9 protein-coding genes and 1 tRNA gene are annotated in these 13,675 nt (G+C 42.5%); 8 read left to right on the forward strand and 2 right to left on the reverse strand.

Features of this window, described 5'->3' with window-relative positions; all coding sequences use genetic code 11:
- From rihC to MHI27_RS01145, 4 genes are all read left to right on the forward strand, one after another.
- A complete protein-coding gene (rihC, locus tag MHI27_RS01130; protein WP_405175394.1) occupies window positions 1–921 on the forward strand; it encodes a ribonucleoside hydrolase RihC in 921 nt (306 codons plus the stop codon).
- 33 nt (window positions 922–954) lie between these two features.
- Complete coding sequence (gene dcuC / locus MHI27_RS01135; RefSeq protein WP_076286678.1) at window positions 955–2,370, forward strand: C4-dicarboxylate transporter DcuC; 1,416 nt, start codon at window positions 955–957, stop codon at window positions 2,368–2,370.
- A 189-nt stretch (window positions 2,371–2,559) separates the two neighbouring features.
- Window positions 2,560–3,882, forward strand: coding sequence for an MFS transporter (locus tag MHI27_RS01140; protein WP_076286677.1), 1,323 nt, complete (start codon window positions 2,560–2,562; stop codon window positions 3,880–3,882).
- Window positions 3,854–4,768, forward strand: a complete 915-nt coding sequence (locus MHI27_RS01145) for a polysaccharide deacetylase family protein (protein WP_341059041.1) — start codon at window positions 3,854–3,856, stop codon at window positions 4,766–4,768. The genes MHI27_RS01140 and MHI27_RS01145 overlap by 29 nt, the downstream gene beginning before the upstream one ends.
- 36 nt (window positions 4,769–4,804) lie before the next feature.
- Here MHI27_RS01145 and MHI27_RS01150 read toward each other — a convergent pair whose 3' ends face one another.
- Window positions 4,805–5,224, reverse strand: coding sequence for a hypothetical protein (locus MHI27_RS01150; RefSeq protein ID WP_076286675.1), 420 nt, complete (start codon window positions 5,222–5,224; stop codon window positions 4,805–4,807).
- A gap of 227 nt (window positions 5,225–5,451) precedes the next feature.
- On the opposite strand from MHI27_RS01150, the gene MHI27_RS01155 reads away from it, so the two are divergent.
- The 4 genes from MHI27_RS01155 (at window position 5,452) to MHI27_RS01170 (ending at window position 12,128) form a co-directional block, all read left to right on the forward strand.
- Window positions 5,452–5,829: a hypothetical protein gene (locus tag MHI27_RS01155; protein WP_339244305.1), complete on the forward strand. Its 378-nt coding sequence runs from the start codon at window positions 5,452–5,454 to the stop codon at window positions 5,827–5,829.
- Window positions 5,830–6,092: 263 nt separating this feature from the next.
- Window positions 6,093–10,391 carry a bifunctional 2',3'-cyclic-nucleotide 2'-phosphodiesterase/3'-nucleotidase gene (locus MHI27_RS01160; protein ID WP_405175395.1) on the forward strand — a complete coding sequence of 1,433 codons (4,299 nt, stop codon included), beginning with the start codon at window positions 6,093–6,095 and terminating at the stop codon, window positions 10,389–10,391.
- 138 nt (window positions 10,392–10,529) lie between these two features.
- A tRNA-Leu gene (locus tag MHI27_RS01165) sits at window positions 10,530–10,613 on the forward strand.
- Between the two features lie 120 nt (window positions 10,614–10,733).
- Complete coding sequence (locus MHI27_RS01170; RefSeq protein WP_405175396.1) at window positions 10,734–12,128, forward strand: MATE family efflux transporter; 1,395 nt, start codon at window positions 10,734–10,736, stop codon at window positions 12,126–12,128.
- Between the two features lie 54 nt (window positions 12,129–12,182).
- Here the strand turns inward: MHI27_RS01170 and MHI27_RS01175 are convergent, their stop codons facing one another.
- Window positions 12,183–13,523, reverse strand: coding sequence for an FAD-dependent oxidoreductase (locus tag MHI27_RS01175; protein WP_341126965.1), 1,341 nt, complete (start codon window positions 13,521–13,523; stop codon window positions 12,183–12,185).
- Between the last annotated feature and the right edge of the window lie 152 nt (window positions 13,524–13,675).

Below are 13,675 nucleotides of genomic sequence, written 5' to 3' on the forward strand. Positions count from 1 at the left end.
ATGTTAAAAAGACCAATTATAATTGATACAGATCCTGGGATTGATGACGCAGTAGCTATAGCTATTGCTTTGTATAGTGAAGAACTTGATGTCAAGCTAATCACAACTGTAGCAGGGAATGTGGGCGTAGACAAAGTAACAAACAATGCATTAAAGCTGCTGAAATATTTTAAAAAGGAAGTTCCCGTTGCCATGGGTGCGGCTGCCCCGCTGATTAGAACACCTCAAGATGCGAGTAATGTGCATGGTGTTAGCGGAATGGAAGGTTTTGATTTTGAAGAACCTACAAATGATCTTTTGCTTGAAGAGAATGCAGTTAATGCCATGTATAAGGTGATTAAAGAAAGTACAACCCCGATTACGCTTGTTCCGATTGGACCGCTTACGAATATTGCATTATTGTTGAAAATTTATCCCGAGGTAAAAAATAACATTCAAGATATCGTTCTAATGGGGGGATCAGCCTCCAGAGGAAATATGGGGGTAATGTCTGAATTTAATATTCATGTGGATCCGGAAGCTGCAAAAATTGTGTTTGATAGTGGACTTCCGATTGTTATGGCTGGTTTAGACGTTGGATGGAAAGCGCTTGTATTACCAGAAGACTCTGCCCAATTAGAAAACATGAACGATGTTGGGAAAATGATTCACAGCCTCTTTCAGCGGTACCGTGGCGGCAGCATGAAGACCGGGTTAAAAATGTATGATAGCTGTGCCATTGCCTATTTGTTAAAACCAGAAATGTTTGAAACGATTGATACTCACGTGGATATCGAACTGAACGGCAGTATGACAGCAGGAACAACAATCGTTGATTTGAAAGGATATTTAGGTAAACCTAATAATGCTAAAGTGTGTCTTGATATCGATCAGCAATTATTTCGAGAATGGCTATTAGATAGCTTGAGAAAGTGCAACTAACGAACTAACACCAACTAAATGGGGGACAGCGCGATGGACATAATCATGTACGGCTCTGCGATTCTGGCGATTGTTATTATTGTATATATGTTAATAAAGCAGATGGATATTAAGATTACACTATTCTTCATTGGTATTGTTCTAATGTTCATTGGAATACTAATGGGTAATGGAATAAGTGCTAAAGGGTTTGAATCTTCGGGTGCTGTATGGTTAGATCCATTGGTAGCCATAGCAGACCAGTTTAAATCATCACTCACATCTGCTGGTTTTATCATTCTTATTCTTGGTGGATATACAGCATACATGTCCTATATTAATGCGAATGATGTGACCGTCAATGTATTAACGAAACCACTAGGTAAAATTAAATCGGTATATATTCTTGTGCCAGTAGTCTTTTTGCTAGGAAATTTGTTGTCTCTTGTAATACCTAGTGCCTCAAACCTGGCTATAATCTTACTTGCAACATTATTCCCTGTGTTGAAAAAAGCTGGAATGTCAACGTTATCCGCAGCTGCGATTATTGCTACATCTGCGACCATCGTACCAACGCCAATGGGTGGGGATAACGTGGCAATTGCAACTGAATTAGCACAATATGCTGAGTATGCAGGTTTGACCGTAACAGATTATGTATTCCGTTACCACGCGTTAGTCTCCATCCCTACATTATTAGTAATGGCTGTTGTACATTATTTCTGGCAAAAACGTATGGATAAAAAGATGGGCGTCGACACAGAACACGCAGAAGTTGAACTAAAGGATGTTAAGCTAGTGGAAGGTGGAAAGCTGTTTACAACGGTTTACGCTTTGTTGCCAGTGCTTCCTATCCTGTTCTTGATCGTAGTATTTATACTTCAATCTGCATCTAGTATGACTATTAATATAAGCGTTGAGGTAGTTGCCTTATTATCTTTCGCTATTGCGATTGTTTGTGAATTAATCCGTAAAAGGAATGCAAAGCAAGTGTTAGATGGTACAGAGCATTTCTTTAAAGGCATGGGCAGCGCGGTTCCAATTGTTGTTCTGCTGGTTGCGGCTTCTGTATTCGTTACTGGATTGAAATCAATTGGACTTATTGAATCCTTGGAAACAGCGATGACTGGTATTCACGGTTCCAGCCTTGGATTTATTCTTCCACTCATTCTCGTTGCCTTGACTGCTCTAATCGTTATTTTGAGCGGTAGCGGTACGGCGCTCTTCTATTCGATGATTCCTTTATTGGTTCCTCTTGCTAACGCTGCGGGTATTAACCCGATTGCAGTTACAGTGCCAATGGGTCTTGCAGGTAACCTGTTTAGAGCAGTTTCTCCAGTCGCGGCCGTTGTTCTTATTGTAGCTGGCTCTGTTAAGAAAAATCCGATTGAGATTGTAAAACGCACATCTGTGCCAATGCTTGTGGGTGTAGTCTTTATGTTCATCCTGTCCATGATCGTATTTTTATAACTAGGATATCCGGCGTAGCATAGCTGCTGTTCTGGCTCCATTAAGTATTCAGTAGGGGATGTTCCATAGCCAATGTTCATGGCTATTAGGACATCCCCTTTCGCTATTTCTTAGACTTTTTATCCCTACACTCCCAGAGATTGTGGTAATATATTACAATTAGACGATTACCATATGGGAGGTATGTGAGTGAAGCATAAATGGATGAACTCGCCGTACACCTTTGCTTTAGGGATGTTTGCGATGATGGTTCCCAGTCAGGCTTTTAGTTCTTTTTACAGTTATTTTTATGTGGAGAAATTGGGCTTGGGCATTGGACTTGCTACACTGGCCAGAACAATCTTTCTGATCTGGGATGCGGTGAATAATCCGCTGTTTGGATACTGGTCAGACCGCACAAATACCCGCTATGGTCGGCGTAGACCCTGGGTGTTCGGCTCGATTCCGCTATTTATGCTGGCGTTTGTGCTGGTGTTCTCTCCACCCGGCGGATTATCTGAAAATGGACTCTTCACTTGGTTTCTAGTGACACTTATTTTCTATGAGGCTGTCGCTACGGTCTTGTGGGTGAACTATGGCGCACTGCTTCCGGAGCTCTTCCGTGGAGATCGTATTCGGGCAAAAGCCTCGGTGATTCAGCAAGGGTATCAAGTGGTTGCTCTGTTAATCGGTACGGCTCTAACGCCAAAACTTTTCGCAGCAATTAACTTCTCTAATATGGCTATTGTGTATGCCTGTGTCTTCGGCGTGTTTATGTTTTTATGTATGATGAATGTCCAAGAGAAGAAAGAGACCACTAAGACTGAACCGTTGAAGCTCATCCCGGCTTTTCGGGAAACGATTCGGAATAAGAAGTTCTGGGTGTTTAATATTTCGAACTCTTTTGCCCAAACGGTTAATGGACTTGTAAGCTCGATGATTCCCTTTTATGCAAAATATGTTCTACATATTTCAGAAGCACAGGTATCTATTATGCTCGCGGCTGTCTTTGTCTCGGTCATTCCATTAGTGTTCGTGTGGTATTGGATTATTCGTAAAATGGATGGGGTCAAGGCATGGCGGCTATCGCTTATCCTATATGCTTTATCTGTCATTCCGCTATGGTTCGGGTATGATCTTGTAAGTGGTGTGGCCGCTGGCATTGTTGTCGGTTTCGGACTAGCAGGATTTCTAGTAACCCCGGCAATCGTAGGTGGCAAAATTATTGATGAGGATGCGGAGAAGACAGGTCTGAGAAGAGAAGGCATCTATACCGCGGTAAGTGGATTCATTACTCGCTCGAGCGGATTAATCTCGGCGCTGGCTTTTTTCATTGTAGGGATGATCTTTGGTTACAAGGGTGGCGATGATCCAGGGTCTGATCCAGAAGCAACGTTCCGGTATTTAATAAGCGTGGTACCGTTATGTCTGCTAGCGATATCTGTTGTCATATCTTTTACTATTAAATTTACATTTACGGGGCAATTGAGAGGTGATGCTGACTATGAGCAAAAGATTAATCATCAATTGTGATGATTTTGGGCAAAGCCCTGCCATGAATCAGGCGATTATGCATCTATTAGAAGAGGGAAAAGTATCTTCAGCGACGATAATGGCGGTGGCCCCTGGATTCGAGGAGGCGGCTAGATGGTGTAGCCGTAGGCAGCAACGAAATGTGGGCCTTCATTTGACGATGACTAGTGAGTTTGAGGCTTTACGCTGGAGCAGCCTGACGGGGGACTCTTCACTACATGATGATGGCGGGCATCAATATAAGACGGTAAAAGAGTTTGAGCAGGGGGCACAGACAAAAGCTGTGCTGAAGGAGATTGTTGCGCAGTATGAGAGAGTGAAACAATTCGGAATAGTGATTAGTCATGTAGACAACCATATGGGAAGTTTATATGGTATGGAAACGGGACGCAGCTTGCTTCCGCAGACGTTGTGGAGAATTTCGCGCTGGGGATTGCCGTCACGATTTTTCCGATACATCCATCCAGAAGATCCTCTTCTGGGATCGCTGAAAAATATTGAACGTCCAGTTGCACTTGGATCCGGGCTGGCCGATACACTTGGAGTCCCGATTCCTGATTACTTGTTGTCGCATCCTTTTGGTGTGGAAGAGGGTGAGACGTACGATCGTTTCAAACAATCCATTATCGCCAAGATGTATTCGCTACCTGATGGTGTTAGTGAAACCTATATTCATCCCGGAATCGACGATCCGTGGATGCTTGCAAATATACCACATTGGGAGAAGCGAGTCTGGGAATACCGTCTACCCTTTGATGATGATTTTACCTATGCGATTCGTGATGCTAGTGTTGAATTGACGGACTATCGCTATGTACAGGAGCATTTAAAGCGCCCACGAGTAAAATCTGCGGGGAGACTTTTGAAGAAACTGATAAGTTCATGAGAGAAAATAAAAGACACCTTGAGGGGTGTCTTTTGACTATCCCATTAAACCCTTTAGTCCATTCAAGAATGGGGAAATAGATTTAATCATATTGTAGCCCATTTTCACAACCGGCATTGTTCTTTGGATCATCCCTACGAAGCCCATAATTCTACCGAATCCTGAAGCGCCTGAACTTGCAGCCTCGGTAGCGCCAGCAGCCCCTCCTCCCATTCCGAAAAGTGAGCCGAATAATGGCATGAGTCCTGATACGTTCGCTTTCCGGGAGCGGGAAGAAGAGTGTTTTTTTGATTTTTTGTTTTTATTTTTATTTTTACGTGGTTTGGAGAGGGTCAATCCATCCTTATCGAGGCCAGTTATCCATCCTACATACGTACGTCCATCATGAAGCGTAACGCATACAGGTCTACCCTTGAGCTGTTCAGCTCGCTTGCGAATTTTTGCTCTGTTTGACATTTGTGGATCACCTCATTGGTCTATTTAATTCTATATTACTCAGATATTCTGGTGTTGCTTGTGCTGGTTCATCATTAATATGAAAAGAAAGTCCAAAAAATGGATGAGAAAACGACGTTATACATAAATATCGATTTCCAAGTATCTCTCGTGAAAGCCCATTGCATTTATAAAGGTGTTCTTCCGCTTATAAGATTCGAATAACAATTAGTGAAGGGGGTGGTAGGATGTTATCTGCATGGATTGGGAGTATTACTTTTGCGGGAGCGGCGATTCTTTACATATTACTGTCTTTAGGATTACCTTATGGTGAATTTGCAATGGGTGGCAAACATAGAATCATGCCCTTACAGATGAGGATTGCGTGTGCGATCTCAGTTGTTATACAACTGATTGCAATCTTGTACTTGTTGCAGGCAGGCAACGTGATTTCTATTGGATTACCTTTTGATAGAGGCGTATGTTACTTTTTTACAGTCTATCTAATTCTCAATACCGTAATGAACATATTATCGAAGAGTAAAAAAGAAAGACTTGTGATGACACCTTTGTCTTTAATCACGGCAATTTGTTTTGGGTTTACTGCCATCATGAGTGGGTCTTGAGAGAGTTATTATCAGATAAAGATTCGACGTGTTTTGATTTTATGTATGCGCTTTCCTGGGACACATCTCTATAAGGTGTGTTTTTTTGTATGTCTAGAGACTCTTGATCTAATAAAATAAAAATGTGACCTAGGTCTTTCTTCACATGTTAATATATTTAACACGAAATTATATTAATTTTACAATCATATACGTTTTCGTCATGTTTGTGTGATATAATATCACCGAAATTATGTAAAAACTACTAGGGGGAATAAATCTTTATGGGATGGAAGACACGATGGAACAAGCCTCTCGCTTCTGTACTAGCAACTGCAGTGCTTTCAGCACAGGTACTAGGTGGAGTCGTTTTGGGTACGGTTTGGAGTCCGGATAAAGCCGAAGCCGCATCCGATGCCACAGCCAAACTCCGGTTGATGAGCACCACGGACGTACACACCAATGTCTACGGCTGGGACTATTTTAAGAATGCAGCCTCTACAACTGTAGGACTCGATCGGACAGCTACGTTGGTTACTTATGCTAGAAGCGAATATCCTCTTAATAATCTTCTGCTCGACAACGGGGATCTGATTCAAGGTACACCATTGGGGACTTACATTGCGAACGAAAGTAACCTTATGGAATCAAAGACCAAGCTACACCCTATGATTGCGGCTATGAATATTATGGAATATGATGTTGCGACTTTTGGTAATCATGAATTCAACTATGGGCTGGATTTCTTGAAACGTACTATTAAGGGCAGTGCTAATAATCCATTGAGTGGTGCCGACTTCCCCTATGTAAATGCCAATATATATATTGATGATAAAGATGGTAACCCAGACAATGACGTAAATGCTTTTGAACCTTATGTCATTATCGACAAGACTATTATGGATAGCGATAACCAACCTCAGAAAATTAGGGTCGGCGTGCTTGGCCTTGTAACCCCTCAGATTATGGAATGGGACAAGGTTAATCTGGAAGGTCATGTCATCGTCAAGGACATTGCAGAAACTGCAGCGAAATTTGTTCCTATCCTGAAGAGTGAGAATGTCGATGTAATCGTAGCAATAGCACATACCGGCTTCGATGCAACTGCAGTTGCAGGTACTGATGCAGAAAATGCTATTAATCTTTTAAGTAAAGTTGACGGCATCGATGCGATTACCTTCTCACACACCCACAAAGTGTTCCCGACAAGTGATAATAAATCCCTCGATGCTTCTTTCAAGGACCCACTAACGGGACTGCCGTATAATAGCGCTCAATCTGTTGTTGATAATGTCTACGGCCACATTAATAGTACTCCAGCTGTGCAAGCAGGTTATGGTGGAGGTTATCTGGGGCTGATTGATCTTAACCTAGTGAAGGAGAACGGCAAATGGAAAGTCGACAAAGAAAACTCTAAAGCCTCGACCCGTTCCATAGCCGATACAAAACCAGATCCTGCTATAGATGCTGCTGTTGCAGCAGACCACCAGGCAACTATTGACTACACAGGTCAAGAGCTAGGCGTTACTACTGCTTCGATGAATAGTTATTTTGCAATGGTTCAGGACGATCCTACAGTGCAAATCGTTACCAATGCCCAAAAGTGGTATGTGGAGAAGTATATTAACACTAACCTTCCACAGTATAAAAATCTTCCGATTCTTAGCGTAGGTGCTCCTTTCAAGGCTGGACGTAACGGTCCTTCGGAGTACACGAGTATTGAGAAAGGTCCACTGACGATTCGCAGTGCAAGTGACTTGTATCTGTATGACAACACGCTGAAAGCTATTAAAGTTAAAGGCTCTGTTGTTAAGGAATGGGTTGAGATGAGTGCGGGTGCGTTTAATACCATCAAAGTGGAGAGTGCAGCACCACAAAGCCTGCTTAATGACAAATTTGCTGTATATAACTTCGATGTTATTGATGGCATTAAGTACACAATTGATGTAACCAAAGCTGCAAAATACACTCCTTCTGGTGAGATTAATGATGCCTTATCGAGTCGTGTGAAGCAAATTACGTATAAAGGTAAAACTTTGGATCCGAACCAAGATTTCATAGTTGTGACTAACAACTACCGCGCAAGTGGTGGAGGGAACTTTCCGGGTGTGAAAGGTTCAGAGATTCTAGTCGATTCTCAGGATGAGAATCGTCAGATCCTTATGGACTACATCAGAGAAGTAGGTACCATTGATCCTTCTGCGGATGGTAACTGGTCATTGGCACCTATTTTAAAAGATGTGAATATCACCTTTACTTCATCACCAGAAGCGGCAAAAGTTACTATGCCAGCCAACATTGAAGACACTGGCGAAAAAGATATTAAGGGGTTTAGTATTTATAAGCTTGCTCTCCCAGCTAAGGATGTTGAAGTTCACCTACTCGGAATCAATGATTTCCACGGACAACTGGATACAGTTTCTGTTGTGAATGACAAAAATGTGGGAACAGCTGCAATTCTTGCAACTTATCTGAATGAAGCACAGGCTAAATATGACAACTCCTTGCTCTTTCATAATGGGGATTCTGTTGGTGCGTCAGCTCCAGTATCTTCACTTGAGCGCGATGAGCCAACGATTGAGTGGATGAACATGATGAGATTTGATGTTGGATCATTGGGGAACCATGAATTTGACCAAGGTGTCGATGCATTAATGACACAATTGAAAGGCGGTGTGGACCCTAAGAACGAGAACGTTACCCATAAAGGTACGAATTTTGATTATGTAAATGCAAATGCGGTGAAAGCGGAAACCCGCGAACCTATTATTGCACCTTATGTAATCAAAGAAGTAGGTGGTGTAAAGATCGGCTTTATTGGACTTGTGACGAAGGCTACACCAAGCAAAGTTTCACCTTCCGGCACAGAAGGTGTATATTTCCTCACACCTGATGAGGAAGTAGCGGCTGTTGAAAAATATGCGAAGGAGCTCCAATCTGAGGGCGTAGAGACGATTGTTGTGCTTGCACATGATCCTGCCACTACTAAAAATGGAGTTACTACAGGTGAAGCTGCTGATCTGGCCAGAGCACTTCCTGCTGATTCTCCGGTTGATGTTATCGTTGCTGGTGACAACCATGGTCTGGCAAACGGAACTGTAAACGGTAAGCTGATTGTACAAGCGTATTCTTACGGTATGGCATTTGAAGATATTAAGCTGACCATTGATCCTAAAACGGGTGATGTGAAGGACAAGTCTGCTGTAGTAACGTACACCAATCACGATGGTGTAACACCAGATCCGGAAAGTGTGGCACTGGTAAATGCTTACCTTGAGAAGCATCCTGAACTTACCCAACCAGTGGGTACAACAGACGGAACTATCACTCGTACCGATGCTTACACCAAAGAAAGCGCACTTGGTAATTTGATCGCTGACGCTATGCGTACTGCTGACTTCGATGACAAAGCAGGTGCTGCTGATTTTGCCTTTATGAATCCGGGTGGTATCCGTGCGGATCTTCCGAAGGGTCCTGTAACCTTCGGAGACCTTGCTAAAATTCAGCCGTTCGGCAACACGCTTGTGAAGCTGACTCTGACTGGAGCACAAATTAAAACGTTACTGCAACAGCAATGGAATGTGAAAGCTGATGGAACACCAGATATCAAAACGCTGCAAATTTCCGGACTGAAATATACAGCGAATATGTATCTTCCAGTAAAGGATCGTGTTGCGAATCTTACTTTGACTAATGGAACACCAATTGATCCTATGCAGAAATATACGGCAGTAGTGAATAACTTTATGGCTGCGGGTGGAGATAACTACAAGGTTCTGACTGAAGCGAGTGATTCTCTGGCTGGTCCGATTGATTTGGACGTATTCTACGATTACATTGTGAAGACGTTTGATCGCAAAGAGATCAAGGCGGCAATTGAAGGTCGTATTACTAACAAAGAGAAGGCTGATGATACGGGATCAGGCAATGGCGATGGAGGTTCTAATGTTGTAACTCCAACACCTACTCCAACCGTGAAACCAACAGCAACACCAGCACCAACAGCAACACCAGCGCCAACTACTGCTCCAGCAGCAAGCTTCAAAGATCTGGGTAAGGTAGCTTGGGCGCAAGAAGCTATTCAAGCATTGGCTGCTAAGGGCATTATAAAAGGATTGGATGCAAATACTTTTGCGCCAACTAAAACAGTGACTAGAGCAGAATTTATTACTATGCTGGTACGCGCACTGAATCTGACGGGTTCGGCAACAACCAGTTCATTCAGCGATGTTAAACAAGGAGTTTGGTACACGGATTCTATTGCCCTTGCGGTGAAGGCCGGACTTGTACAAGGCTCTGGAAATGGTAAATTTGAACCGGGTCGTGAAGTGACTCGTGAAGAAATGGCCATTATGATTGCTAATGCATTGAAAGATAAACTACAGCCGATTGATAAGAATGCAGCGCTGGGCAAGTTTGCAGACAAGTCCAGTATTGCTCCTTACGCACAGGACGCTATAGCACAACTGACCCAATTGGGGATTGTTAACGGTGTTGAGGGTGGTAAATTTGCACCTAAGGGCATAGCTAACCGCGCTCAAGCGGCAGTCATTATCTACCGTATGCTTGAACAAGCTTCATAATCCGATAGTTCTTCTAAAAAGTGTATCGATGATCCCTAATAGGGACTCGGTACACTTTTTCTTTTTACATTAGGTATTGCCCTTTGCGCTAATATATGATAATTTAGTTCTGCACTGCATGATTCTTTTATATTTTGTGCGGTCGTGGCGGAATTGGCAGACGCGCACGGTTCAGGTCCGTGTGGGTTAATCCCCGTGGAGGTTCGAGTCCTCTCGACCGCATACCTAAGTGCTTATAAATTAGCTGTACTTTTGAATTGCTCTTCAACCTGAAGAGCCTTTTTCTATTTATAAGGATATTTCAGATCTGGATAACTCTAATGTAAAAGAAGTGAAGCGAAGATGGAACCTAATGTAAATGTCAATACGAAGCGAAGTGTGCGGTTTCTTGAAAAATATTTTTCAGGAGAATCGTTAGATTATCGCCATATGATTGCTTTATTTATCCCTATTCTGGTAGATCAAGCCTTTATAGTGGGGCTAAATCTAGTGAATACGGCTATGATCAGTTCGTCCGGTGTGGCAGCTATCAGTGCGGTGAACATGATTGATTCCCTTAATCTTTTTCTCATTAGTGTGTTTATCGCGGTATCAACAGGTGGTACGGTTGTCGTAGCGCAGTATAAAGGAAGCGGTAATAGTCTTATGGTATCAAAAGCTACCGCAGGCGCCACTTCATCGGTTTCCCTTATGGCTTTTATTATTGGTATGTTTGGTATTCTTTTTCATAATCCGCTGTTGAACTTACTATTTGGAGCAGCTTCACCCGAGGTAATGCACAACGCCCGAATCTATTTGATTGGGAGCTGTATCTCTTATCTTGGAATAGCTGTGGTAGAGGCAGTGTGTGGTGCTCTTCGGGGAATCGGAAGGACGAGAGCCTCGCTTGCGCTATCACTCATTATGAATTTAGTTTACGTCCTCTTGAATCTCGTATTTATTAATCTTTTGCATATGGGCGTTCTAGGAATGACCATTTCTATAAATATAGCTCGATATTTGGGCGCGATATGCGCTCTGTATTATCTGTTCCGGATGGACAATGAACTGCATATTCGAATTCGTGACTTATTGGTAGTTCAATTCTCCATGCTCAAAAAAATAATGTTCATCGGTATGCCGTTTGCGGCGGAGCAGATGTTCTTTAATGGTGGTAAGATTCTGACGCAAGTCTTTATCGTCAGTCTCGGTACTTACGCGCTTGCTACAAATGCTATCGCCTCTTCCTTTGCGGGGATTATGCAAATTCCGGGCAATGCGCTGTCTTTGACGATTATTACAGTAGTTGGACAATGTATGGGAAGCAATAATGTTAAGGATGCCCGGAAATTTATAAAATCGTTTCTCGTAGCATCTTCCCTTTCTTTTGTGGTGATGGGATTGTTAGTTATGCCTTTCTTCCATCCGCTAGTGTCGATGTTCCATCCACCTGCGGAGATTGTGAGGGATATCTTCATAATTGTACTTATCAATACAATCGTACAAATACCGCTGTGGTCTATTAGCTTCATAACACCGTCAGCGCTTAGAGCAGCAGGAGATTCCAAGTTCACATCTATGGTGTCTATGCTGAGTATGTGGTTGTTCCGCGTAGTACTTGGGTATATCTTAGGTATTGTTCTGGATTTCGGTCTTCTTGGGGTTTGGTTAGCTATGAACTGTGAGTGGGGAATTAGAGGATTCATATTTCTACGGCGCTTCATGGGTAAGAAGTGGGTTCGGCATCGTGTTATATAGTAAAAGTAAAAGACACCCCGTGTGGGTGTCTTTTTGTTTGCCATGCATGTAGAATTATTCTTTGATCTGTGAGAACAAATCATTATAAGCTTCACTCATTGTAGGGTGAGTAAAGATATGATCTCTCAAAAAGGTAAAATCTTGCCCTGTTTGTATTGCCATGCTCACGATATTAATCACTTCGCTAGATTCCGCACAGAACAATGTAGCTCCTAGGATTTTATTGGTTTTTGCATCCACTATTGCTTTTAGGAAGCCCTCGGTTTCGTTAATTAAGCGAGCACGTGGAATAGCTGCTGCAGGCAACTTAGCGACTTTAATTTCAAGTCCTTGTTCGACGGCTGCTTCTTCACTTATTCCTACTCTGGATAGTGGGGGATCAATAAATACACTGTATGGAACAACGTCACGGTCATTTGTGGTATGGGAATGATCGCCGAAGAGATCATTTCTTACAATTCTATAATCATCTAATGAGATGTAGGTAAACTGTAATCCGCCTTTGACATCTCCGAGGGCCCATATATGGGGAACGGTGGTTTTTAGGGAAGGGCTCACCTTAATAGCACCCCGATCTGTAACTTCTACACCGGCTGCTTCTAAATTTAATCCCTCAATGTTTGGTTTTCTACCTGTCGCAACCAGAACAGCATCGACTTTCAATTCTTGAATAGCACCATCTATCGAAAAGGAGATAACTGTTCCATCTTTAACATCCTTCAGTCCTATAACCTTTGCATTCAGTTTGACCTCAATGTTCTTCTTGGTAAAGGTTTGGAGGACGGCGTCCGCGACATCGCGGTCTTCTTTAGGAATGAATTTCGAGGAACTCTCCAGCACCGTAACCTGTGAGCCGAATTGACTGTAGATCGACGCGAATTCCAATCCAATATAACCACCACCAATGATGGCTAGTTTAGTTGGGAGCTCCTTAAGATCCATAATGGATGTGCTGGTATATACGAACTTACTATTTTGTATCCCATCAATAGTAGGAATGATGGTTTCAGCGCCCGTATTAATGAAGATTTTATCCGCGGTTAAGATTTTCGTCTCACCGGCATCCTTTACTTGGACTTCGTGATCCGATAAGAAGGAAGCTTCACCATTGATAACTTCTATATTCTCGTTCTGATTTAGATTATCGTAATTTTTTTGGCGTAGACTTGAAATAAGCTGATCCTTATTATGGACCGCTTCTATATAATCTTCCCCTTGATGGGCTTGATAAGCTAAGGATTTCGTAGGGATACAGGCGATGTTAATGCAAGTTCCACCGTACATTTTCTTAGAGCGTTCAATCACGGCTACTTTCCATTTTCGATTAGCTAGTTCTGTGGCAAGGGTCTTTCCGCCTTTACCGAAACCAATAATAATAGCGTCGAACTTGTTCATTTTAATACCTCCGGGTCACACAGGATGTTTTAAATTATGCATTAAATAGCATGTTGCTTTATTATTACCCTAAATCCGAAGGCCATTAAACGAACGATAAAGAGATTTGAAGACGAAAAAGAGATCTCCTCTAAAGGAAATCTCTTGATGGT

This window comes from Paenibacillus sp. FSL H8-0261 (assembly GCF_045040645.1).
GTDB lineage: Bacteria > Bacillota > Bacilli > Paenibacillales > Paenibacillaceae > Paenibacillus_AQ.

What these genes read in the sequence shown, in the direction of transcription:
- rihC (WP_405175394.1), top strand. Translation starts at nt 1, where the DNA reads ATGTTAAAAAGACCAATTATAATTGATACAGATCCTGGGATTGATGAC.
- dcuC (WP_076286678.1), top strand. Translation starts at nt 955, where the DNA reads ATGGACATAATCATGTACGGCTCTGCGATTCTGGCGATTGTTATTATT.
- MHI27_RS01145 (WP_341059041.1), top strand. Translation starts at nt 3,854, where the DNA reads ATGAGCAAAAGATTAATCATCAATTGTGATGATTTTGGGCAAAGCCCT.
- MHI27_RS01150 (WP_076286675.1), bottom strand. Translation starts at nt 5,224, where the DNA reads ATGTCAAACAGAGCAAAAATTCGCAAGCGAGCTGAACAGCTCAAGGGT.
- MHI27_RS01155 (WP_339244305.1), top strand. Translation starts at nt 5,452, where the DNA reads ATGTTATCTGCATGGATTGGGAGTATTACTTTTGCGGGAGCGGCGATT.
- MHI27_RS01160 (WP_405175395.1), top strand. Translation starts at nt 6,093, where the DNA reads ATGGGATGGAAGACACGATGGAACAAGCCTCTCGCTTCTGTACTAGCA.
- MHI27_RS01170 (WP_405175396.1), top strand. Translation starts at nt 10,734, where the DNA reads ATGGAACCTAATGTAAATGTCAATACGAAGCGAAGTGTGCGGTTTCTT.
- MHI27_RS01175 (WP_341126965.1), bottom strand. Translation starts at nt 13,523, where the DNA reads ATGAACAAGTTCGACGCTATTATTATTGGTTTCGGTAAAGGCGGAAAG.